The following is a 22,903-nucleotide window of genomic DNA, read 5'->3' on the forward strand; positions in this document are numbered from 1 at the left end:
AATGAACAAGCATATTAAAAAAGTAGCAGTAATTGGCTCTGGTATCATGGGTAGTGGCATCGCTTGCCATTTTGCGAATATTGGAGTAGAAGTTCTCCTGCTTGATATCGTACCAAGGGAACTTAATGACGCAGAAAAGGCAAGAGGTCTTACCTTGGAGGACAAAGCGGTTAGAAACCGCTTGGTGAACGATTCCCTGGCATCGGCATTAAAATCGAAACCTTCTCCTATCTACCACCAAAAGTTCGCCGATAGAATTACCACCGGAAATTTGGAGGACGATATTTCCAAGGTCAGTAAAGTCGATTGGATCATTGAGGTGGTCGTAGAACGGTTGGACATCAAAAAACAGGTTTTTGAAAATCTGGAAAAACACAGAACACCCGGAACCCTTATTACCTCCAATACTTCTGGGATTCCCATAAAATTTATGAGCGAAGGAAGAAGTGAGGATTTCCAAAAGCACTTTTGTGGTACCCACTTTTTCAATCCAGCTCGATATTTAAAACTATTCGAAATTATCCCGGGCCCAATGACGCTTCCAGAAGTATTGGAATTTCTAAATGGTTATGGGGAAAAGTTCTTGGGTAAAACATCCGTAGTTGCAAAGGACACACCTGCTTTTATTGGAAATAGGGTCGGCATTTTCAGTATTCAAAGTTTGTTCCATACGGTCAAGGAATTGAACATGACCGTGGAGGAAGTAGATAAATTGACGGGGCCTGTTATTGGCCGACCAAAATCCGCCACTTTTAGAACCGTGGATGTGGTTGGCTTGGACACGTTGGTACATGTTGCAAACGGAATTTCTGAAAATTGCAAGGACGACGAGCGACACGAACTTTTTGCCCTGCCGGATTTCATCAAGACCATGATGGAAAATAAGTGGTTGGGAAGCAAAACGGGCCAAGGTTTTTATAAAAAAATACAGGACGATAAAGGCAAGAGCGAAATTTTGACCTTGGATTTGGACACGATGGAATATCGGTCCAAGAAAAGTGCCAAATTCGGAACTTTAGAATTGACAAAGACCATTGACAAGGTGGTGGATAGGTTCCCCGTTTTGGTCGATGGAAAAGATAAGGCAGGAGAATTTTACCGAAAGAGTTTCGGTCAGTTGTTCGCCTATGTTTCGCATCGGATTCCAGAGATATCGGATGAATTATATAAAATAGACGATGCCATGAAAGCCGGATTCGGTTGGGAACACGGACCTTTCCAGATTTGGGATGCCGTAGGTTTGGAAAAAGGGTTGGAATTTATTAAAGCGGAAGACCAAACAGCCGCATCTTGGGTTGCCGACATGAAAGAGGCGGGTATTTCTTCCTTTTACAGTGTGAAAGACGGCAACACCTATTTTTATGATATCCCTAAAAAGGAAATGGTTAAGGTTCCGGGTCAGGATGCCTTTATCATTTTGGACAATATTCGTAAAACCAAAGAGGTCTTTAAAAATAGCGGGGTTGTCGTTGAGGATTTGGGAGACGGGATCCTTAATTGCGAGTTCCAGTCCAAAATGAACACGATTGGCGGCGATGTTTTGGCAGGATTGAACAAGGCCATAGACCTGGCCGAAAAGGATTTCCAAGGATTGGTCGTAGGAAACCAAGCCGCGAACTTCTCCGTGGGGGCGAATATAGGAATGATTTTTATGATGGCGGTCGAGCAGGAATATGATGAGCTCAACATGGCCATTAAAATGTTCCAGGACACGATGATGCGTATGCGCTATTCGGCCATACCCACCATTTCGGCACCACATGGGATGACCTTAGGCGGTGGTTGTGAATTATCGCTACACGCGGATAAGGTGGTAGCAGCTGCGGAGACCTATATCGGTCTTGTGGAGTTCGGTGTCGGTGTTATTCCAGGCGGTGGCGGTTCCAAGGAATTTGCCATGAGGGCATCGGATTCCTTTAAAAAGGGAGATGTGGAATTGAACGTCCTGCAGGAATATTTCCTGACCATTGGAATGGCCAAGGTATCGACCTCTGCCTATGAAGCCTACGATTTGGGCATCCTACAGCATGGAAAGGATATCGTGGTGGTGAACAAAGACCGACAAATTGCGACGGCCAAGGAATATGCCAAGTTAATGGCAGAATCCGGATACACCCAACCGCCAAAGAGAAAAGACGTAAAAGTATTGGGCAAACAAGCTTTGGGCATGTTCCTAGTGGGAACGGATTCTATGGAGGCTAGCCACTACATCAGCGAACACGATAAGAAAATCGCCAACAAGCTGGCCTATGTTATGGCGGGTGGCGATTTATCAGAACCAACCATGGTATCGGAACAATACTTATTGGATTTGGAACGTGAAGCCTTCCTTTCCCTTTGTACAGAAAGAAAAACCTTGGAACGTATTCAACACATGTTAAAAACGGGTAAACCGTTAAGAAATTAAAATCCCCTCTAAATCTTCCCAAAGGGGAGACTTATGAAAGCGGACTAACTATGAAAATTAATAACTACTAAATAATGCCCCATTTTACTCCCTCTCCTTTGGAGAGGGCTGGGGAGAGGCTTATGAAAACAGCATATATAGTAAAAGGATATAGAACTGCCGTGGGAAAGGCGCCCAAAGGTGTATTCCGATTCAAAAGAACGGACGAACTGGCCGCGGAAACCATCGAACATATGATGAAGGAATTGCCGGGACTTGATAAAAAAAGAATCGATGATGTCATTGTTGGCAATGCAATGCCCGAAGGTTCCCAAGGTCTTAATATGGCTAGGTTGATTTCCTTGATGGGCCTGAACATTGTGGATGTACCAGGGGTTACGGTAAACCGTTTTTGTTCCTCGGGTATTGAAACCATCGGGATCGCCACGGCCAAAATCCAATCGGGAATGGCAGATTGTATCATTGCCGGGGGAGCCGAAAGTATGAGCGCGGTTCCCATGACGGGTTATAAAACCGAACTCAACTACGATTTGGTAAAATCCGGACATGAGGATTACTACTGGGGGATGGGAAATACCGCCGAAGCTGTTGCCAAGGAATTCAATGTTTCCAGGGAAGACCAGGACGAGTTTGCCTATAATTCCCACATGAAGGCATTAAAGGCACAAGCGGAAGACCGATTCCAAGACCAAATCGTTCCCATTGAAGTCGAGCAAACCTATGTGGATGAAAATGGAAAAAAAGCCACTAAAAAATATACGGTAACCAAGGATGAAGGTCCCCGTAAAGGTACATCCCTGGAGGCCTTGGCAAAATTGCGTCCCGTGTTTGCAGCCGATGGCAGTGTTACAGCAGGAAACTCCTCACAAATGAGTGACGGTGCGGCATTCGTAATGGTCATGAGTGAGGAAATGGTCAAGGAGCTCAACCTTGAACCGATAGCCCGTTTGGTCAATTATGCGGCCGCTGGCGTACCTCCCAGGATTATGGGAATTGGACCTGTAGCCGCCGTACCCAAAGCCTTGAAACAGGCCGGTTTAAAACAGGAGGATGTAGAATTAATTGAATTGAACGAGGCCTTTGCCTCCCAATCGTTGGCTGTCATCCGTGAATTAAAATTGAACCCGGATATTGTTAACGTCAATGGCGGTGCAATAGCCTTGGGTCATCCCTTGGGATGCACTGGGGCAAAACTATCGGTTCAGCTTTTTGATGAAATGCGCAAAAGGAACATGCAAGGGAAATATGGAATGGTCACCATGTGCGTAGGTACCGGGCAAGGTGCCGCAGGCATTTATGAGTTTCTTTCTTAAGAAAAGAGATAAAAGAATTAAGAAAAAAGACCGAAGTTGGGAACTAGACATAATTATAAAAATTTGAAGATTTGGCAATTAGGTCTTGAAATTGTTAATGACATATCGGACATTTTGGTGGATTTCCCCAAACACGAAAGGTATGGCTTGAGTTCTCAAATTAGTAGGTGTTCGGTATCAATGCCCAGTAATATTGCCGAGGGATCAGCTAAAACCGATAAAGGTTTCAAAAACTTTATAGACTATTCTTTAGGCTCTTCATTTGAGCTTGGTACACAGCTTTTGGTAGCACATCACAGAAAGTATATTGACAATGGAACATTGAAAAAATTGGAAGATAAAATAGCGGAGTGGCAACGAATGACCATGGGTTTTCAAAACGGATTGGATTAAGAAGTCCATTTTCTCTATTCTATCCTCTCTATTCTAAACATTAAAAATCATGAGCACAGAAACAAAACAGGAAATCCTTCGAGGAGGTCAATTTTTAGTAAAAGAGACTAATTGTGAAGACATTTTTACCTTAGAGGACCTCAACGAAGAGCAAAAAATGATGCGGGAGAGCACCAAGGAATTCGTGGACCGAAAACTTTGGGCCCATTGGGAACGATTTGAAAAGAAAGATTACGCCTATACGGAAGAGTGTATGCGCGAGGCGGGTGAATTGGGTCTTTTAAGCATCGCAGTTCCAGAAAAATATGATGGGATGGGAATGGGCTTCGTATCCACCATGCTGGTCTGTGATTATATTTCGGGGGCTACGGGTTCCTTCAGCACGGCGTTTGGTGCCCACACAGGAATCGGTACCATGCCGATTACCTTGTATGGAACGGAGGAACAAAAACAAAAATATGTGCCCAAATTGGCTACCGGTGAGTGGTTTGGGGCATATTGCTTGACCGAACCGGGTGCCGGATCGGATGCCAACTCGGGTAAAACCAAGGCCGTACTTTCAGAAGATGGCAAGTATTACAGCATTACGGGTCAGAAGATGTGGATTTCCAATGCCGGTTTCTGCAACCTGTTCATTGTCTTTGCAAGAATCGAGGACGATAAAAACATCACAGGTTTTATAGTCGAGAACGACCCGAGCAACGGGATTACCTTAGGGGACGAAGAGAAGAAATTGGGCATCCACTCCTCCTCTACCCGGCAGGTATTTTTCAATGAGACAAAGGTGCCCGTTGAAAACATGCTATCGGAGCGCGGAAACGGCTTTAAAATTGCCATGAACGCCCTGAACGTAGGTAGAATAAAATTGGCTGCAGCCTGTTTGGAAGCGCAAAGAAGGGTGATAAACGAGGCCACAAAATACGCCAATGAACGCATTCAGTTCAAAGTGCCGATCATGAGTTTCGGTGCCATCAAGGCGAAAATTGCGGATATGGCCACCAACGCATACGTGGATGAAGCGGCCTGCTACCGTGCCGCCAAGAATATCGAGGACCGAATCGCGATACGGGAGGCCGACGGTAACTCCCATCAGGAGGCCGAGTTGAAGGGCGTGGAAGAGTATGCCATTGAGTGCTCCATATTGAAAGTGGCGGTTTCAGAACATGTACAGCAAACCACGGATGAAGGAATACAGATTTTTGGTGGTATGGGCTTTAGTGCCGATACCCCGATGGAATCGGCATGGCGGGACGCACGGATAGCCCGAATTTACGAGGGAACCAACGAAATCAACCGGATGCTATCCGTAGGCATGCTCATAAAAAAGGCCATGAAAGGCCATGTAGATCTACTAGGACCTGCAACCGCTGTTGGAGAGGAACTGATGGGCATACCATCTTTTGATACCCCCGATTTCTCGGAATTGTTCGCCGAGGAAAAGGACCTATTGAAACGGTTGAAAAAAGTGTTCTTGATGGTTGCAGGTAGTGCCGTACAGAAATTTGGACCTCAATTGGAAGAACATCAGCAATTGTTAATGGCTGCATCGGATATACTGATTCAGGTATATCTTGCGGAATCGGCATTATTACGTACCGAGAAAAATGCCAAGCGTTTTGGTGAAGATGCACAGGCCATACAAATTGCCATGTCCAAGCTCTATTTATATCGAGCGACTGAAATCATCATTCAGAAAGGGAAGGAAGCCATCGTTTCCTTCGCCGAAGGCGATGAGCAACGCATGATGCTTATGGGACTCAAACGCTTTACAAAATATACCAATAACCCAAATGTGGTGGCATTACGTACCCAAATTGCGGATAAAGTCGCGGCAGACCAGGGTTACACCTTTGACTAATTCAGATTGCCCTTTTGTTTTGTTAGACAGAAGCAAAAACCGCCCCTATTTGGAGCGGTTTTTTTATTTGTACAAATTGTGCGAAGCATCTAATTTTGATGCATGCAGAACACTCTATTACACAAGGTCTATTCCACCGAGCTCTTTGAGGAAAACGGCCATAGGGCCATAGAAATGTTGACACAACATTTGGCCGATAAACTTCAGGAGAAAACGGGCAAGGCCATCCATTGGAACGACCCGGAAACCGAATTGGAATTTTGGAAGGATTTTTTGGAACATGGCAAACCTGAGGAGTTGTTCAAATCGATTACGGAACGTACCACCTACGTACACCATCCCCATTACATTGGGCATCAGGTGAGTCCGGCGGCACCTATAACGGCACTTACCGGCATGATCAGTTCCTTATTGAACAATGGGATGGCGGTCTACGAAATGGGTATGTCGCCGAGCGCCATTGAGCGCGTAGTAACCAATGTCCTATGCGAGAAAATTGGATGGAATGCGGATGCCCGGGGATTTCTGACCTCCGGCGGGACCTTAGCGAATCTCACGGCGCTTTTAACGGCGCGAAAAGCTATATTAAAAGAAGATGTTTGGAATGCAGGAACGAGCAGTGCCCTAGGTATTATGGTGAGCGAGGAAGCCCATTACTGTGTAGACCGGGCAGCCAGAATTATGGGACTTGGAGAGAAAGGAATCATTAAAATACCTTGTACGGAATCCTACCAGATGGACACATCTGTCTTGGAAGAAAAATATCAAGAAGCGAAAGCAAAGGGAATTACCATCTTTGCCATTGTGGGAAGTGCTCCTTCCACGGCAACGGGTATGTTCGATAATCTGGAAGCCATAGGTAGTTTTGCGGAACAACAGGGACTATGGTTCCATGTGGACGGTGCCCATGGCGGTGCGGGTGTATTCTCCAAAAAATACAAACACACGTTAAAAGGTATAGAAAAAGCCGATTCCGTTGTAATTGACGGACATAAAATGATGATGTTACCAACGATTACAACGGCCCTGCTTCTAAAAAACGGAATGTATGCCAATGCGACATTCAGCCAAAAAGCAGATTATCTCCTAACGGATTCGGACCATGAGGATTGGTACAATTCCGGCAAAAGAACCTTTGAATGCACCAAGACCATGATGAGCATCCATTGGTATACGATGCTCAAATTCTATGGTGAGGAAGTCTTTGAAGCCTATGTGACCCAATTGTATGACATGGGTGCAGCCTTCGGGGAAATGATTGAAAAACATCCCAGTTTTGCATTGGCAGTTACGCCAATGTCCAATATTGTTTGCTTTCGATATACCCATGCAAACCTATCCCAGAATCAGTTAAACGAATTAAATGCCAAGGTACGTCAGCAACTTTTGGAAGACGGCGAGTTCTATATCGTTCAAACGAAGTTACGGGGCTGGCACTATTTAAGGGTTACCGTTATGAATCCCTTTACAACCAAGGTTCATTTTCAAAACCTTTTGGACAAAATCGTTCTGTTGGCCCAAAATTTAGTTTCCTCTGAAACTACAATTTGTTAATGGACGCCAATACCTGCTCCTCGCTTTCCTGTCTGGAAAAGTTGATGGCACACTCTATCAACGCCAAATGCGAATAGGCCTGCGGAAAGTTTCCGAGCAATCTTTTGGTCTTAAAATCAATATCTTCGCTAAAGAGACCTAAATGATTGCTATAGGATAACAGCGTATCGAAATGTTTCATAGCCTTTTCCTTTTCCCCAATCTTGAACAGGCTGTTAATGAACCAAAAAGTACAAATGGTAAAGGAAGAGGAAGGCAAGCCAAAATCATCCTCGTTTTTATATCGGTATAAAAGACCATCGTTGCTCAATTCCCGTTCTATGGCATGAACGGTACTTACGAATTTAGGGTCTTTGGCATGGATAAACCCATAGGATTCCATAAGCAAGACCGATGCATCCATATCGGGAGAGCCATAGGATTGGGTAAAGGCATTCACCTCTGGATTCCATGCGTTGGCATGAATATCGTTTTTGATTTCCTGCTCCAATTGGGTCCACTTTTCTAATTTGTGGGTTTTTCGGAACAATCGGGCCACTTTAATGGCTCTATCAATGGCAACCCAGCACAAAACCTTTGAGAAGGTAAAGTGTCTATCTTCAGTCCTAAATTCCCATATACCCTTATCCGCCTCCTTCCAGTGGTGCGATACAATCCAAACGATGCCCTTTGTTATTCCCCATAAATCCTCTCCATTTTCAGTGTCATTACTGTATTTGGACAATTGTTCGTAAATAACATCCATTAGAATTCCATAGATATCATTTTGTCGTTGCTTGTAGGCCGCATTCCCAATTCGTACAGGTTTTGAGCCTTTGTAGCCGCTCAAATGGTCCAAGGTACGTTCCGTCAATTTTTTCTCCTTATTGATACCGTACATGATTTGGAGTTTCTCGTCCTTATCCGGAATAAGGTCCACGATGAACTGTAAATACCGTTTGGCAACGTTTCTATGGCCCAATTCGCCTATGACCTTGATGGCCATGGAAGCGTCCCGTATCCAGCAGAAGCGATAATCCCAATTTCGGACTTCCCCAATGGTTTCGGGCAAAGAGGTAGTCGCGGCGGCCAATACGGCGCCAGACTTGTCATAGGTCAACAATTTAAGTGTAATAGCACTCCTGCTTATTTGTGAATTATACTTTTTATAGTTTGGAGTCTTACTGCTCCAATTGAGCCAATAAACTTTTGTTCTTTCAAGTTCAGTATACATTTTCCGTACGGAGGGCTGGAACAACTTCTCATTATAACCCAAAAGAAAATATCCATCTTCCGTAATCTCCAACTCTCTTCCTTCCACTACTGCATTTTTATTAAATGAGGTGTACAAGAAGCAAGTATCGAATTTCTCACCGTGGGTCAAGCTTACAATAAAGTTCTTCTTTACATATGTTTCAGTTTTTCCAAAGGCATATTCCAACCTTGGGTCGTATTTGACACTGAATTTTGGTTTTCCACTAATATGTTTTATGTACCTTATAACTTCCGGTGGTGAATTATAACCACCTTCGGCTTTTCTATAACGTGGCATGAAATCACGAATTTCAAATACGCCCTCCCCAGAAGTAAATTTGGTAATCAATACAGCCGTATGTTTTTTGTAACGTTGTTTAATAACATAGGAGTCATTGACCAAAACCTCAAAGCTACCCCCCTTTTCTTCGTCCAACAACTTTGCGAACAGCGATGAGGAATCAAATTCTGGAAGACAGCACCAATCTACGGAGCCTCTATTTGATACCAAGGCAGCACTTCTGCAATTCCCTATTATTCCGTAATCCAAATTATTCATTCAATAAAAATCTTGATTCATTTGGGCATACAATTGCTATTGCCCTTCTTTTTCCCGAAATTGAGGGAAAATAAATTTATTTCAAAGCAAAAATTGCGATTTATGGCCAAAACTATCATAATCTCAAATAGACTCCCCGTACAATTACAAATCAGCAATGGAACTATTTCGGCAATACCCAGTGTTGGCGGACTGGCTACAGGAATGAAATCTGTCCATTCCGGTGGCGACAGCCTTTGGATCGGTTGGAGCGGTCTCACGGACGAAGAGACGCCAGAGGAGCTAGAGTCCCAAATAGACGATGCCTTGGCGGAGCATGGCTCATCCAAGGTGAAACTTACCCAAAAAGAGGTGGACGGATTTTACTATGGTTTTAGTAACCGAACCGTTTGGCCCCTATTCCATTACTTTTTGGAGTATTCCGAGTTTGAATGGGAAAGTTGGGAAATTTACAAGAGCGTAAACCAAAAATTTGCAGATGCCATCTTGGACAAAGCCGATAATGATGACGTTATTTGGGTCCATGACTATCAATTAATGCTTGTGCCCCAAATGGTGCGTGAGAAACGGCCCAATGTCTCCATTGGTTTCTTCCTCCATATTCCCTTTCCATCTTTTGAAATATTCAGGACCTTGCCTTGGCGAAAAGAGATACTGTCCGGACTCTTGGGTTCAGACCTCATCGGTTTTCACACCTATGATTATGAAAGGCACTTTTTAAGTTCGGTACGTCGGCTTTTGGGGCTTGAAGTGAGCTTTAATGATATTTATTTGGACGATAGGGTCATCAAGGTAGACTCCTTCCCCATGGGTATCGATTATAAGAAGTTTAATGAAGCGGCTAGGGAGCATGCACAGCGCGATGAATCTCAAAAGTCTGAATTACAAAAAAGATTGGATACCCATAAGGAATCTACTCCCGATGCAAAATTCTTCCTTTCCATAGACCGTTTGGACTATACCAAGGGAATCGCGAAGCGGTTGAACGCCTTTGAATACTTCTTGAACAAATATCCGCAATACAAGGAGAAAGTTCGATTGATAATTTTGGCGGTACCCTCACGCTCCAATGTACCGCAATACCAACTATTGAAAAAGGAAATCGACGAATTGGTAGGTCGAATCAATGGGGAACTTTCCACCGTAAGCTGGACACCCATTTGGTATTTCTACAGATCGATGCCCTTTGATAACCTCATCGATTTGTACACAACGTGCGATATCGCCTGGCTTACCCCCATTAGAGATGGTATGAACCTTGTTGCCAAAGAATACATCGCCACAAGAACGGACAAGACCGGCGTGCTGATTTTAAGCGAAATGGCAGGTTCTGCAAATGAAATGAACGAATCCCTGTTGATTAACCCCAATAATTTTGAGCAAATTGCCGATACCTTGGATAGGGCCATCAACATGCCCAAGGAAGAGCAACAACAACGTAATTCCGTACTCCAAAAACGCTTGGAACGATATAATGTGGAGAAATGGGCGAACGATTTCATGAACTCATTGCTTAACCAAAAGGAAAAGGACCGTACGTATATTTCAAGAAGACTTTCGGTAGATCTGATGAATACGGTCATGAAGAAATATGTCTCGTCAAAAAAACGGCTCGTATTCCTAGACTATGACGGTACTTTGGCAGGCTTCCACAAAGATCCCCAAATGGCAAAGCCAGATGAGCAACTTTATAAATTGTTGGATGAAATTGCCGCCCAGGAAAATACGGACATGTATTTGATCAGCGGAAGGGACAAAGAGACCTTTACCAAGTGGTTCATGCACAAGGGATATAATATGATTGTGGAACACGGGGTGTGGATTTCCCAGAATGGGGAGGATTTTAGGATGCTTGAGAAAGTTAAAAAGGATTGGATGGAAAAAATACATCCAGTCTTGGATTCCTTTGTGGACAGAACACCCGGAAGTTTTATCGAGGAGAAAAACTACTCCCTGGCATGGCACTACAGAAACACGGATCCCGACTTCGGCCAAAAACGTGCCGTGGAACTGAATACAGTATTGACCAGTTTGATTGCCAATGATGACCTCAGCGTTTTGAATGGAAATAAGGTAATGGAAATCAAAAGCAGCAACGTGAATAAGGGAAGGGCCTCCATGCGGGTATTTTCTGAACATGATTACGATTTTGTGTTTGCTATTGGGGACGATTGGACCGATGAATTTATGTTCCAAGAATTGCCCGAAGATGCCATTACGGTTAAAGTTGGAAGACAAAAGACCCACGCCAAATACTTTGTTGACAACACAAAAAATGTTAGGGATATTTTAGGCCGATTTGCCGACATGCATTAAATTGGAACCTTATGAAATACAAATGAGTCGGTTACCAATCTTTTCGCTACTCGCTTTATTTTTTTGTTTACAATGCTATTCTCAGTCGAGCACGGAAGTATTTCTGGCCGATTTGGAATGGAATGAGGGAACCCTCAAAATTGGGGAACCCAAGAATATTTCCAACAATGAAGGCTATGACAATCAACCTTCCTTTTACGATGATAACCGAATTCTTTTTGCTTCCACCCGAAACGGACAGACAGATATAGCCCTTTACAATATTGATTCCGATTCAAAATCGTTGATCAACGACACTCCAAATGGGGGTGAATATTCCCCTTTGAGGATGCAGGGCACGGAGGATATTTCTGCAATACGATTGGACGATGATGGCCTACAAAGATTGTATAAGTATGACTTTAAGACTGGAAATCACAAAGAACTTATTGCCGATTTAAAAGTTGGGTACCATGTATGGTACAACGACCATATTATTGTATGTACGGTCTTGATTGAAAACCGTATGGATTTGGTGGTGGTAAACCTTCAGGACAATACCCGATACACCCTACAAAAAAATGTGGGCAGGTCGCTGCACAGGATTCCCCAAACGGAGTTGATCAGTTACATTTCAAAGGAAAACGACACGACCATGGTTAAATCCATGCACCCCATTTCAGGGGCTACCTCCAATATTGTTGGCCTTTTCGGTTCAGCAGAAGACGTAGTTTGGACCCATAACGGTATGGTATTGGCAGGCTATAGGAATAGTCTGTTGGGATTTGATTATGAGGACGGGCAATCTTGGACACTTTTACATTCCTTTGACGAAAAGGAAATTCCGTCCCTATCCAGACTCGCGATAAGTCCCAATGGAAAAAGAATGGCATTCGTAACCGAGGACCCCAAATACAAAATCGTTCAAAAACAGGTGGAATCCTATAATTCGGGCGATTTGGATGCCTTCATCAATTGTTATATGGAAAACGTATTAGTTCAAAATTTTCCGGCAGATACCCTTTATATCGGGCATCAAAAAATGCGGGAGAATTATCGGAACCTGTCCCCAGATAACAAGAAATATAATGTGGAGGTCGTGAACCGAATCAGCTTGGGCAATTTTGTCATCGACCATGAAAAAGTTACGGGAGACGAAAGTATTTCTAAGCAAGTGGCGATATATGAAGTGGCCGACCGGATTTTGAGCATGACATTTATTTTTGAGAATACATCGGAATCCAATCCAGAAAATATCATCCAAAAGCAGTTGGAGGCCTATAATGAAAGGGATATCGATGCATTTATGGCAACCTATACGGACGATGTCAAACTCTATAACTTCCCTAAAAACCTAACTACGGATGGCATTTTGGAAATGCGAAAGGGCTATACCAAATTTTTTACTTCCACCCCAGACCTACAATGCGAAATCAAAAACAGGATTGTCATAGGCAATAAAGTGATAGATGAAGAACAGGTTACGGCCAATGGCAAAACGTTTTCCGCCGTAGCTATCTACGAAGTTGAAAATGGGAAAATAGCTAAAGTCACTTTCCTAAGGTAAATCAGGGTTTGAAGCAAAAACCACACATTCTTCCAACGATTATAATTGCTCAGTTCGCATGTACATCACCATGGTTTGCAGGCAATACCATAGTGGATGAATTGATCCTAAAAACGGGCTTGGGCCACGAAATTATGGGTTGGGTGTTATCATCGGTCCAGTTAGGTTTTATTGCTGGTACGTTACTTTTCGCCCTGTTTATGATTGCCGATAGGTTCTCGCCTTCAAAGGTGTTTATGGTCTGTGCCTTTTTGGCCGCGCTTTGCAATCTCTACTTGATAACGGACCAAATGACCAAGTGGAGCTTGCTCCTGGCCCGTTTTGGCACCGGATTTTTCTTAGCGGGCATTTACCCGGTAGGAATGAAGATTGCAGCGGACTACTATAAAAAAGGATTGGGAATGGCATTGGGTTTTTTGGTGGGTGCCCTTGTTCTGGGTACCGGTTTTCCCTACCTGATAAACAGTACGGCATGGGGAAGTGACCCCTATAGAATTATAGTGGCGACCTCGGCCTTCACATGTTTGGGAGGGGCATTGATGTACTTTTTGGTTCCGGATGGACCTTTTCTGAAAAAAAGCTCAAAAGTCAATCTCTATGCAGGTCCCAGGCTATTCAAAATCAGTACATTCCGTAAGGCAGCATTCGGATATTTTGGGCACATGTGGGAACTATATGCTTTTTGGGCCTTTACACCCTTGGCAATTGAAAGTTTCAACATAATCGCCCAAAATGATGTATCTGTACCATTGTGGACGGGAATTATCATCGCTTTGGGGAGCGTTTCCTGCGGTTTGGGGGGTATCCTTTCACAATATATCGGAAGTAAAAAAGTGGCAACAGCCGCACTACTCCTTTCTGGATTTTGCTGTTTGATATCACCGTTCACTTTTTCGCTTACCCCAATGTTTTTTCTATTTATTTGGTGTATTTGGGGTATGGGTGTTACAATGGACTCTCCCCAATTTTCAAAATTGGTGGCAACCTCCATTAATAACGAACTTAAAGGTACTGGGCTTACCTTGGTAAATTGTATAGGTTTCGCCATTTCAATCGTAAGCATTGAATCGTTGTCAATGCTTACGGAAATCATGGATAACAAATACCTATTTACTGTTTTGGCCATAGGCCCCCTTTTTGGTTTATGGCATATTAAAGGAGCCAAAAACCATTAATTTTTAATACTTTTAGTTTTAATGAAAGTACCGCACAACACCAACAGGATTGAAGCTTTTAGCGACGGGGTGTTCGCCTTCGCCGCCACACTCTTGGTGGTCACGCTGGGTATAGAAAGTTCTGAAACCATTACCGATTTAGACCTCAAATCTTTTGTTAGTTTTGCCATCAGCTTTTTTGTACTTTTTACCTTCTGGTACTTGCATTATAATTTTTTCCGAAGGACCTCGTACATGGATAATTGGATCATAGCCCTTAATGCCGTGCTCCTCTTTGTGGTTCTGTACTATGTTTTTCCATTGAAATCAATGGTAAACTCTTGGTTTTCAACGGATGGGATGACCCGAGATACCTTAGCTGGATTGTTTGAGCTTTATGGCGTTGGTTTTACCCTTATTTTTCTTTGCTTCTCCCTAATGTATTATAGGGCCTTCAAAAAATCTAAAAAAATAAATGAGTCCCTACATCTATATTTTTACGCACGTCATTTCGCCCTGTTTGTGCTTACTGGATTGATCTCGATACTTATTGCGTACTTAAAAATTGGAATAGGCTACGGGCTTCCTGGAATTTTATATAGTCTTTTAGGTCCGTTTTGCACACTTCACAGTTACCTCTTCTTTAAAAAATATAAAAACCTTTAAAATGAAAAATTTACTATTATCAACCTTCTTTATTTCTTGTTACGCCATATTTGCCCAAACGGACCAACGCATCTATGACATCATAGAGGCAGTATCTGTCGAACGTATTGAACAGGATGTGACCAAACTGGCCAATTTTGGCACTCGGCATACCCTGAGCGATACCGTTTCCCAAACCCGTGGTATTGGGGCCGCGAGGCGGTGGATAAAATCGGAATTTGAAAAAACTTCCCAGGCCTGTAATGGCTGTTTGAATGTATTTTACCAAAAGGATTTGGTGAAAAAAGGGGCCAATCAACGTATTGTCCACGATGTGGAGATTGTTAATGTCCTGGCCATTCAAAAAGGCACCAAATATCCCAACAGATATATCATTATGAGCGGGGACATTGATTCGCGCGTAAGCGACCCAACCAATTTTACGGACGATTCCCCCGGGGCCAACGACAATGCCAGTGGTATGGCCGGAACCTTGGAAGCTGCGCGGGTGCTTTCCAAATATACCTTTGAAAACAGCATCATCTACATGGGGCTTTCCGGTGAGGAACAGGGCTTGTTCGGCGGTGGCGGTGTAGCCCAATATGCCAAGGACCAAGGCTGGGAGATTATCGGGATTTTTAATAACGATATGATCGGTAACATCAAAGGGGTCGATGGCATTGTCAGTAATACCGATTTCCGAATCTTTTCAGAACCCGTACCGCCCAATGAAACCGAGGAACAAAGACGCGCCAGAAGATTCTACGGAGGGGAGGTGGATGGTATCTCGAGACAATTGGCACGCTACGTGCATAAAACCGTAAAAACCTATATGCCAGAAATGAACCCCATGATGATCTATCGTTTGGACCGATTCGGGCGCGGTGGGCACCACAGGCCCTTTAATGACGCCGGTTTTGCAGGAATCCGTATCATGGAGGCGCATGAAAACTACACCCAACAACATCAGGATATTCGGGTAGAAGACGGCATCGCCTATGGGGATGTGCTGGAGCACGTGAACTTCGAATACGCGGCCAGGCTCACTGCGGTAAACGCAATCAATTTGGCTTCCCTGGCATGGGCACCACCGGCCCCTAAAGAAGTTAAGATCGGGGGGATTGTAGAACCCTCGGCGAAATTTCAATGGAGCAAGGTGGATGGGGCCAAAGGATATAAAATCTATTGGCGGGACACTACCTCCCCTACCTGGGATAATAGCCGATACGTAGGGGATGTCACGGAGTTCACCCTAGAAGGCATCGTCATCGATAACTATTTCTTTGGCGTATCGGCGGTTGGTGAAAACGGATTTGAAAGTCCGGTCGTGTTTCCCAATGGAATTTTTAGGTAAACGTGAGACCTGTCAGGTTTTAAAAACCTGACAGGTCTATTCAAAAGCATATTTAATTGATATGAAATGAGCTATAACAAGTCTTGATACCTATTGAGCTGGTTACTGGCGAATTGCATCTGACCTATTAAAAGCAATAAAAATAAACAGATGAAAAACATAGTGTTGTATGTTGCCTTCTTGACGTACAGTCTTGGCTTCTCCCAAACCTTTACAGAACAGGATACGCTTAGAGGCAGCATTACCCCGGAAAGGGCTTGGTGGGACCTTACTTACTATCATTTGGATATTTCCGTAGATCCCGATGAGAAATTTATTTCGGGTACGAATACCATCCATTATAAGGTATTGGATAGAAATCAGGTGCTTCAGGTCGACCTTCAGCCTCCTTTGGTTATCGAAAAAATTACCCAAGATGGAAAAAACCTGCCTTTCAAAAGCAATGGAAATGCCCATTTTGTTACACTCGAAAAAACTCAAAATGTGGGAGAATTTAACGAAATCGTGATGCATTATTCCGGGCATCCCAAAGAAGCGGTGCGCGCCCCTTGGGACGGTGGTTTTTCATGGAAAAAAGATGAAAACGGGAAGGATTTTGTTGCTACTTCTTGTCAAGGCCTAGGTGCCAGTGTCTGGTGGCCCAATAAGGACCATATGTACGACGAGGTGGACAGTATGTTGATCAGTGTACAGGCCCCAAAAGGGCTCATGAACGTTTCCAACGGTAGGTTGCGTTCAATAGATGAAAATACCAATACCTATCACTGGTTCGTCTCCAACCCCATTAACAACTATGGGGTGAACGTAAATATTGGTGATTACGTGCATTTTGGGGAAACCTATGATGGCGAAAAGGGCATGCTGGACATGGATTACTACGTTTTACGGGACAATTTGGAAAAAGCCAAGGAGCAGTTCAAACAAGCTCCCAAAATGATGGAAGCCTTTGAGCATTGGTTCGGCCCCTACCCTTTTTACGAGGACTCCTTCAAACTCGTGGAAGTCCCTTATTTGGGCATGGAACACCAAAGTTCCGTTACCTATGGCAATCAGTATGGGAATGGCTATTTAGGTCGGGATCTTTCTGGCACCGGATGGGGATTGAAGTTCGATTATATCATCATCCATGAGGCCGGACATGAATGGTTCGCCAATAATATTACCTACAAGGATATTGCCGATATGTGGGTCCACGAAGGATTTACGATGTACTCCGAAAGCCTGTTCATTGAATATTACTATGGCAAGGAAGCGGCAGCGGAATATTTACTCGGCATACGAAAGAATATCCGAAACGACCGACCTCTAATTGGGCCTTATAATGTCAATAAAGCCGGGTCCGGCGATATGTACAACAAAGGAGCCAACATCCTTCACACGTTCAGGCAAATCATGGACGATGATGAAAAGTGGCGGGCCACCCTCCGCGGACTTAATGAGGAATTCTATCATCAAACGGTAACAACCAAACAGATTGAAAACTATCTGGATGATCAAGTCGAAGGTGATTTTGAACCATTCTTTGAACAGTATCTCAGAACGGCCAACATCCCTGTTTTTGAATATGAAATCCAGAACGGCAAGCTAAAATACCGATTTACCAATGTCATCGATGGGTTTAAGATGCCCTTGAAGGTTGAGATGGCCGGAAAGACCGTTTGGATTACCCCTACCACAGCGTGGCAGCAAAAATCACTTAAAGCGAACGATATACAAGTGGACCCAAACTTCTACGTGAACGTTAAAAAAGTATAAATAAAAGGGCTAAGATTATATAAGGGGTAGCTGACAAATATCATATTCCCCAAACTAACAATAACCTTAAATTGCCCATCGTTAAAGGAAATAGCAAATCATTGTTTTAAAAACCTATTGATCAAAATGAATGACATCCCCGAAAAAATATCGGCACAACTAGAAAAAAATCCCATCGATTGGCAAAACGTTTTGGAAGAGACCATCAGCCATTTTGATTGTTCCACCGGAACGTTGCACTTTTTAAAGCCCGGCACTTCTATTTTGGAATTACAGGCTCAAAAAGGCATTCCCGATTTTTTGATGCCGAAGGTATCCGCAATTCCCATAGGCAAAGGTATGGCGGGCATCGCCGCGGAACGTATGAAGCCCGTAGAGATGTGCAATCTACAGACCGATGCATCCGGCGTTGCGAGACCGGCAGCCAAGGAAACCAAAGTAGAGGGTTCCCTTGCGGCCCCATTGATACATAATGGAAAATTGTATGGTACCATCGGTATTGCCAAACCTGTTTCCTATGATTTTACCGAGGAAGAGATTTCATCCTTAATGGACATTGGTAATCTCATTTGTCAAAAAATAAACTAAAGCTTCCAGAATCCTTTTAGCGACCATAAAATTAAAAAGCCCGCTTGTTAGCGGGCTTTTTAATATCCTACAAGATTCTTTTACCTGAACATGGCTCCCGTCAAGGCGACCATGGATAGTTCCTTTCCTTCTTCGGCCTTGTAGGTCACGTAATAAGGTCCATTGCCGGAAACGGTTCCGGTAATTGGAACGCTCACCTGTGTGCCCTGACCTCCCGTCTGTGCCGGCATGGTTCCCTCTCCAATAACGGGTCCATTTGGTGTGTTCTCGTGGATTTGGAAACTAAAACTCAAATTTGGAGGGCTTTGCCAGGCAGCATTAAGCACCAAGGCATTGACTCCTTTGAGCGAAGTATCTTTTAACTCCAACCATCCGGACGCACTGTTCAACAACATCAAATCCATACCACCAAATTTCATGGCCTGCATATTGCTTGTTTTCAAATCTTCCGTCAGTAATATGGTGCTACTGGGAATGGCCACCGCCTTGGAGCCGGTTAATGGAATGGTTCCTTCGGCGCCACCATCGGTATAACTGGCCGTCAAGACCAACATATTTCCGGGCGCTGAGGCTTCTGCCGTAATGGTACCATTTGTAGGCAATGATTTTTCTTCCTCTTTGTCCCCTGCCAAAGAAAGGATGTATAGTCCGATCTGTCTTGTTTCGTCTGAGGTAATATTTGGATGTGCAGGCATGGTTACTTCGCCCCATACACCGCTACCTCCGGTTTTGATCCTAGACTGTAAATATTCCAAGGCATCCCTTCTATCCTTATATTTTTGGGCAACATCCATATAATTGGGTCCTATGGATGCTTCGGCTTCTTTATGGCACGTCTTGCAATCCATGGATTGTGCCAGAGCCTTCCCGGTTACCGCTGCAGATACCTGCTGATGACCAAGATTCATGGCTACCCTGTCCATTCCTTCCAAATAATCGACGCTCACGAAAATATTGCCCTGATCAATGGGGCTGCCGTCCGGATCGCTAACGTTTACTTCATAATCGATTTTCTGACCAGGAAGATAAAAGGCAGGGGTCCCACCTTTTAAATTGATGGTAATTTCAGGTCTTGAATTTCCGGCAACTATATTGGTGCTTGAACTTATGGTAGCTTCACCCTTTTCGTCGGTCACCGTAACGTTCAAATTATACGATCCTGCATCTGCATAGGAATAACTTACCGTAGGTTCCGTAGTTTTCTTGGTTTCACCGTTGCCGAAATCCCAATTGTAGGAAACACCATCATTCTCTCGGTCATGGGCCTCCACTGTTGCGGTGATAGCCAAAGGTGTCTGACCCGATGTGGTCTCCACAATCATATTATCGATTACCGGAGGCCTATTTCCACCATTGTATTCAATGTAGGCCAATCCGGAATTGGCATTTTGGGAGAACCAACCACTACCATATTCCAAGAGATATACCCTTCCATTGGGTCCCATCTCCATATCGATAAGATTGTTCAGTTTTACCTCCGGGGCAAAAGGTTCCATTCGGTTAAAACTTCCATCCTCTTTCAAGTGAACGGCAAACATCCAACCACGCATCCAGTCATAGATCAATACCTTACCGTCATAATAGCTAGGTAATTTTTCGTCCCCTGGATACAAATCTGAATAATAGGTAGGTCCCGCCATGGCATTTCTACCTCCAGTTCCCGTCTGTGGGAAATCACTGGATTCAACATAGGGATAGTACACGTAGGCCGGGGTTGCGGGTGGCAACTCAGTCAAACCCGTATTGTTCCTAGACGTATTCATTGGTTTTTCAGGGTCAAAAGCTTCTCCTGACTCTCCAGTTTCATAATTGTATTCATGGTAGGCATAATTGTCACCAATGAACATTGGCCATCCAAAGTTTCCTGGTTTGCGTGCCTGGTTCATTTCATCATAGCCCCTAGGACCTCTGGTTTCCAAACTATCGGCGCGGGCATCTGGGCCAACGTCACCCCAATAAACATACCCTCTTTTTACATCGACAGAAATTCTATAAGGGTTTCTGTGTCCCATGGTATAAATTTCTGGTCGGGTTTTTTCAGTACCTACAGGGAACAAATTTCCTTCTGGAATATCATAGCTTCCATCCTCGTTCACCTTGATTCTCAAAATTTTACCCCTAAGATCGTTTGTGTTTCCTGAACTCCTTCTAGCATCGAACTGCTCATGGCCGGGCGTGTCGTTCAAGGGTGCAAAACCATTGTTTACATATTTTTCCCCTCTTTCATTAAACGGCGTAGAGTTGTCCCCAGTTGATAGATATAAGAGATTATCCGGTCCAAAGGCAATGGAACCACCAGTGTGACAGCAAATTTCCCGTTGGGAATCCACTTCCAAAATAATCTGCTCCGAAGCTAGGTCGAAATTTCCATCCATATATTTGAATCGGGATAAGCGATTTACCCATTTATCGCCTGTTGGAGCATAGTACAAATAAATCCAATGGTTGTTGGCATAATCAGGATCTTTCTGCAATCCCATTAACCCTTCTTCGGCATTTACGCCAGGCGTTTCCAATGTTTTAAAATATACATCCAACTTGGCAACTTCCTTTAGTTCCTGTGTCTCATTATTAAACAAAACTACCTCTCCCCTACGTTGTGCGATTAAAACGTCATTGTTAGGTAAGACGGCCATTTCGGTGGGTTCAAAAAACTGTCCTTCGGAAAGAACCACTTTGGAGAAACGGTCATTGTCTGGAGGTATTTGGGTGGTAACTTTGGAATAGTCCAATAGTTCGTTATCACCAATAGCATATTTGATTCCTCCCAATACATGCTTCAAGAATAGATCTTCAGAATAGCTTTCGTCTGTATGTCCGCCTCCGGTATAAAAGGCACGGCCACCGTCAAAATCATGGTACCAGGCAATGGGATGAAAATCACCGTTGGCACCACCTTCATACGTGGATTCATCCAAGGTCATCAAGACGTTCACATCTGGATTTATCTTTTTATAATTGTACAATTCGTCGTCCCTGTTCCAAACGCTGTCCGTAAAAAATTCCGTAGCAATGAAGTTCTTGTCCTTTATTATGAAGTCAGCGTTTGGCGTACCCCTAGGATGGCTTAAAAACTGGGCTCCGGCCAAATCGTTGTACCAGCCCCAATCATATTCGGTATCGGCAGCGGCATGTATTCCCACGTACCCTCCACCTGCTTGAATGTAGCGTTCAAAGGCAGCTTCCTGAAATTGGTCCAAGACATTTCCTGTGGTACTCAAAAAAACAACGGCCGAATAATTCTGTAGATTTTCATCCGTGAACATTTCGGCATTTTTGGTGGTATCCACTACAAAGCCGTTCTCCTGACCAAGTTTTTGTAAGGCGGCGATGCCCGCAGGAATGGATGCGTGTTTAAACGCTGCTGTTTTAGAGAAAACCAATACCTTGGGTTCCCCGTCACGTTTATTGCCACCACATGAGACAATAATAAGCGCAAAGCCCAAGAGCAGCGCATTGAAAACTTTTTTCATACGTAAATTTTGATGTTTGTCGGTTTAATATAGCTTCAAAAATAGAATTAGATAGCATAGAAACCAATTGTTTGTCAGCTAAAATTGTATTTTACGTAGAATTTAACACGGAAAAAAGCCGATATGCCAAAAATACCGGAACTCTATTTTAAAAATGATACGGAATTTAGGGAATGGCTACATAGTAACCATACCCAGTATGAGGGTATCCATTTGATCTTTTACAAAGTAGAACACGAGAACGACAGTATGCGCTGGGAAGAGGCCGTTAAAGTAGCCTTGTGCTATGGATGGATAGATAGTACGGTAAAAAGTCTGGGCAACGGCAAACGCAAACAATATTTTTGCCCAAGGAAACCGAAAAGCGTTTGGAGCAAAGTGAATAAGGACTATATCAACGATTTAAAGTCTAATGGGCTTATGCACGAAGCCGGCCTGGAGGCAGTAAAAATAGCCAAGGAGAACGGCTCTTGGTCTTCTTTGGACGACGTGGAGGCCGGAATCCTACCCGATGATTTACAGGCAGCATTCGAAGCTAACGAAAAGGCTTTCGAAAATTTTCAAAACTTCACCAGGGGACAACGCAAGAGTTATCTTTATTGGCTAAACCAGGCAAAACGGGAAGAGACCCGGCAAAAGAGAATCGAGGAAATTCTTGCATGCTCAGAGGCCAACATTAAATATAGGACCAATGGTGGCTGGGAGACCAAAGGCTGATGTTCGTTATTAACAAACGGACAAGGCCAACAAATCAG

The 22,903-nt window shown here is 43.8% G+C and carries 15 protein-coding genes; 13 read left to right on the top strand and 2 right to left on the bottom strand.

Annotated elements, in window-relative coordinates; translation table 11 throughout:
• Window position 1: 1 nt before the first annotated feature.
• The 5 genes from FEK29_RS13590 to FEK29_RS13610 all read left to right on the top strand — a co-directional run bounded on the left by FEK29_RS13590 (window position 2) and on the right by FEK29_RS13610 (window position 7,525).
• Window positions 2–2,407 (top strand): 3-hydroxyacyl-CoA dehydrogenase/enoyl-CoA hydratase family protein, encoded by a 2,406-nt coding sequence (locus FEK29_RS13590; protein WP_138258986.1) that lies wholly within the window; start codon window positions 2–4, stop codon window positions 2,405–2,407.
• 122 nt (window positions 2,408–2,529) lie between these two features.
• Window positions 2,530–3,720, top strand: a complete 1,191-nt coding sequence (locus FEK29_RS13595; RefSeq protein ID WP_138259010.1) for an acetyl-CoA C-acyltransferase — start codon at window positions 2,530–2,532, stop codon at window positions 3,718–3,720.
• A gap of 36 nt (window positions 3,721–3,756) precedes the next feature.
• Window positions 3,757–4,113: a four helix bundle protein gene (locus tag FEK29_RS13600; protein WP_138258987.1), complete on the top strand. Its 357-nt coding sequence runs from the start codon at window positions 3,757–3,759 to the stop codon at window positions 4,111–4,113.
• Between the two features lie 49 nt (window positions 4,114–4,162).
• Window positions 4,163–5,971, top strand: coding sequence for an acyl-CoA dehydrogenase family protein (locus FEK29_RS13605; protein ID WP_138258988.1), 1,809 nt, complete (start codon window positions 4,163–4,165; stop codon window positions 5,969–5,971).
• A 102-nt stretch (window positions 5,972–6,073) separates the two neighbouring features.
• Window positions 6,074–7,525 (top strand): pyridoxal phosphate-dependent decarboxylase family protein, encoded by a 1,452-nt coding sequence (locus tag FEK29_RS13610; protein WP_138258989.1) that lies wholly within the window; start codon window positions 6,074–6,076, stop codon window positions 7,523–7,525.
• On the opposite strand, the gene FEK29_RS13615 is transcribed toward FEK29_RS13610, so the two are convergent.
• Window positions 7,512–9,317 (bottom strand): glycoside hydrolase family 15 protein, encoded by a 1,806-nt coding sequence (locus tag FEK29_RS13615; protein ID WP_138258990.1) that lies wholly within the window; start codon window positions 9,315–9,317, stop codon window positions 7,512–7,514. The two genes, FEK29_RS13610 and FEK29_RS13615, sit on opposite strands and share 14 nt — an antisense overlap.
• 102 nt (window positions 9,318–9,419) lie before the next feature.
• Between FEK29_RS13615 and FEK29_RS13620 the strand changes: the two genes are divergently transcribed.
• The 7 genes from FEK29_RS13620 to FEK29_RS13650 all read left to right on the top strand — a co-directional run bounded on the left by FEK29_RS13620 (window position 9,420) and on the right by FEK29_RS13650 (window position 18,675).
• Window positions 9,420–11,633 carry a bifunctional alpha,alpha-trehalose-phosphate synthase (UDP-forming)/trehalose-phosphatase gene (locus tag FEK29_RS13620; RefSeq protein ID WP_138258991.1) on the top strand — a complete coding sequence of 738 codons (2,214 nt, stop codon included), beginning with the start codon at window positions 9,420–9,422 and terminating at the stop codon, window positions 11,631–11,633.
• Between the two features lie 22 nt (window positions 11,634–11,655).
• Window positions 11,656–13,179: a nuclear transport factor 2 family protein gene (locus tag FEK29_RS13625; RefSeq protein WP_138258992.1), complete on the top strand. Its 1,524-nt coding sequence runs from the start codon at window positions 11,656–11,658 to the stop codon at window positions 13,177–13,179.
• Between the two features lie 8 nt (window positions 13,180–13,187).
• The gene (locus tag FEK29_RS13630; RefSeq protein WP_138258993.1) at window positions 13,188–14,354 is read left to right on the top strand and encodes an MFS transporter; all 1,167 of its coding nucleotides are present in this window, start codon (window positions 13,188–13,190) and stop codon (window positions 14,352–14,354) included.
• 21 nt (window positions 14,355–14,375) lie between these two features.
• Window positions 14,376–14,999: a TMEM175 family protein gene (locus FEK29_RS13635; RefSeq protein WP_138258994.1), complete on the top strand. Its 624-nt coding sequence runs from the start codon at window positions 14,376–14,378 to the stop codon at window positions 14,997–14,999.
• A 1-nt stretch (window position 15,000) separates the two neighbouring features.
• The gene (locus FEK29_RS13640) at window positions 15,001–16,332 is read left to right on the top strand and encodes a M28 family peptidase (protein WP_138258995.1); all 1,332 of its coding nucleotides are present in this window, start codon (window positions 15,001–15,003) and stop codon (window positions 16,330–16,332) included.
• A 150-nt stretch (window positions 16,333–16,482) separates the two neighbouring features.
• A complete protein-coding gene (locus tag FEK29_RS13645; RefSeq protein WP_138258996.1) occupies window positions 16,483–18,087 on the top strand; it encodes a M1 family metallopeptidase in 1,605 nt (534 codons plus the stop codon).
• Between the two features lie 126 nt (window positions 18,088–18,213).
• Complete coding sequence (locus FEK29_RS13650) at window positions 18,214–18,675, top strand: GAF domain-containing protein (RefSeq protein ID WP_138258997.1); 462 nt, start codon at window positions 18,214–18,216, stop codon at window positions 18,673–18,675.
• An 80-nt stretch (window positions 18,676–18,755) separates the two neighbouring features.
• On the opposite strand, the gene FEK29_RS13655 is transcribed toward FEK29_RS13650, so the two are convergent.
• Complete coding sequence (locus FEK29_RS13655) at window positions 18,756–22,148, bottom strand: ThuA domain-containing protein (RefSeq protein ID WP_138258998.1); 3,393 nt, start codon at window positions 22,146–22,148, stop codon at window positions 18,756–18,758.
• A 123-nt stretch (window positions 22,149–22,271) separates the two neighbouring features.
• Between FEK29_RS13655 and FEK29_RS13660 the strand changes: the two genes are divergently transcribed.
• Complete coding sequence (locus tag FEK29_RS13660; RefSeq protein WP_138258999.1) at window positions 22,272–22,865, top strand: YdeI/OmpD-associated family protein; 594 nt, start codon at window positions 22,272–22,274, stop codon at window positions 22,863–22,865.
• Window positions 22,866–22,903 lie beyond the last annotated feature (38 nt).

This window comes from Maribacter aurantiacus, assembly GCF_005780245.1.
In the GTDB taxonomy this organism is placed as follows: Bacteria; Bacteroidota; Bacteroidia; order Flavobacteriales; family Flavobacteriaceae; genus Maribacter; species Maribacter flavus.

Bases quoted from the DNA above. Each gene is read 5' to 3' on its own strand.
- FEK29_RS13590 (WP_138258986.1), top strand. From the start codon at position 2: ATGAACAAGCATATTAAAAAAGTAGCAGTAATTGGCTCTGGTATCATG.
- FEK29_RS13595 (WP_138259010.1), top strand. From the start codon at position 2,530: ATGAAAACAGCATATATAGTAAAAGGATATAGAACTGCCGTGGGAAAG.
- FEK29_RS13605 (WP_138258988.1), top strand. From the start codon at position 4,163: ATGAGCACAGAAACAAAACAGGAAATCCTTCGAGGAGGTCAATTTTTA.
- FEK29_RS13610 (WP_138258989.1), top strand. From the start codon at position 6,074: ATGCAGAACACTCTATTACACAAGGTCTATTCCACCGAGCTCTTTGAG.
- FEK29_RS13615 (WP_138258990.1), bottom strand. From the start codon at position 9,317: ATGAATAATTTGGATTACGGAATAATAGGGAATTGCAGAAGTGCTGCC.
- FEK29_RS13620 (WP_138258991.1), top strand. From the start codon at position 9,420: ATGGCCAAAACTATCATAATCTCAAATAGACTCCCCGTACAATTACAA.
- FEK29_RS13625 (WP_138258992.1), top strand. From the start codon at position 11,656: ATGAGTCGGTTACCAATCTTTTCGCTACTCGCTTTATTTTTTTGTTTA.
- FEK29_RS13635 (WP_138258994.1), top strand. From the start codon at position 14,376: ATGAAAGTACCGCACAACACCAACAGGATTGAAGCTTTTAGCGACGGG.
- FEK29_RS13640 (WP_138258995.1), top strand. From the start codon at position 15,001: ATGAAAAATTTACTATTATCAACCTTCTTTATTTCTTGTTACGCCATA.
- FEK29_RS13645 (WP_138258996.1), top strand. From the start codon at position 16,483: ATGAAAAACATAGTGTTGTATGTTGCCTTCTTGACGTACAGTCTTGGC.
- FEK29_RS13650 (WP_138258997.1), top strand. From the start codon at position 18,214: ATGAATGACATCCCCGAAAAAATATCGGCACAACTAGAAAAAAATCCC.
- FEK29_RS13655 (WP_138258998.1), bottom strand. From the start codon at position 22,148: ATGAAAAAAGTTTTCAATGCGCTGCTCTTGGGCTTTGCGCTTATTATT.
- FEK29_RS13660 (WP_138258999.1), top strand. From the start codon at position 22,272: ATGCCAAAAATACCGGAACTCTATTTTAAAAATGATACGGAATTTAGG.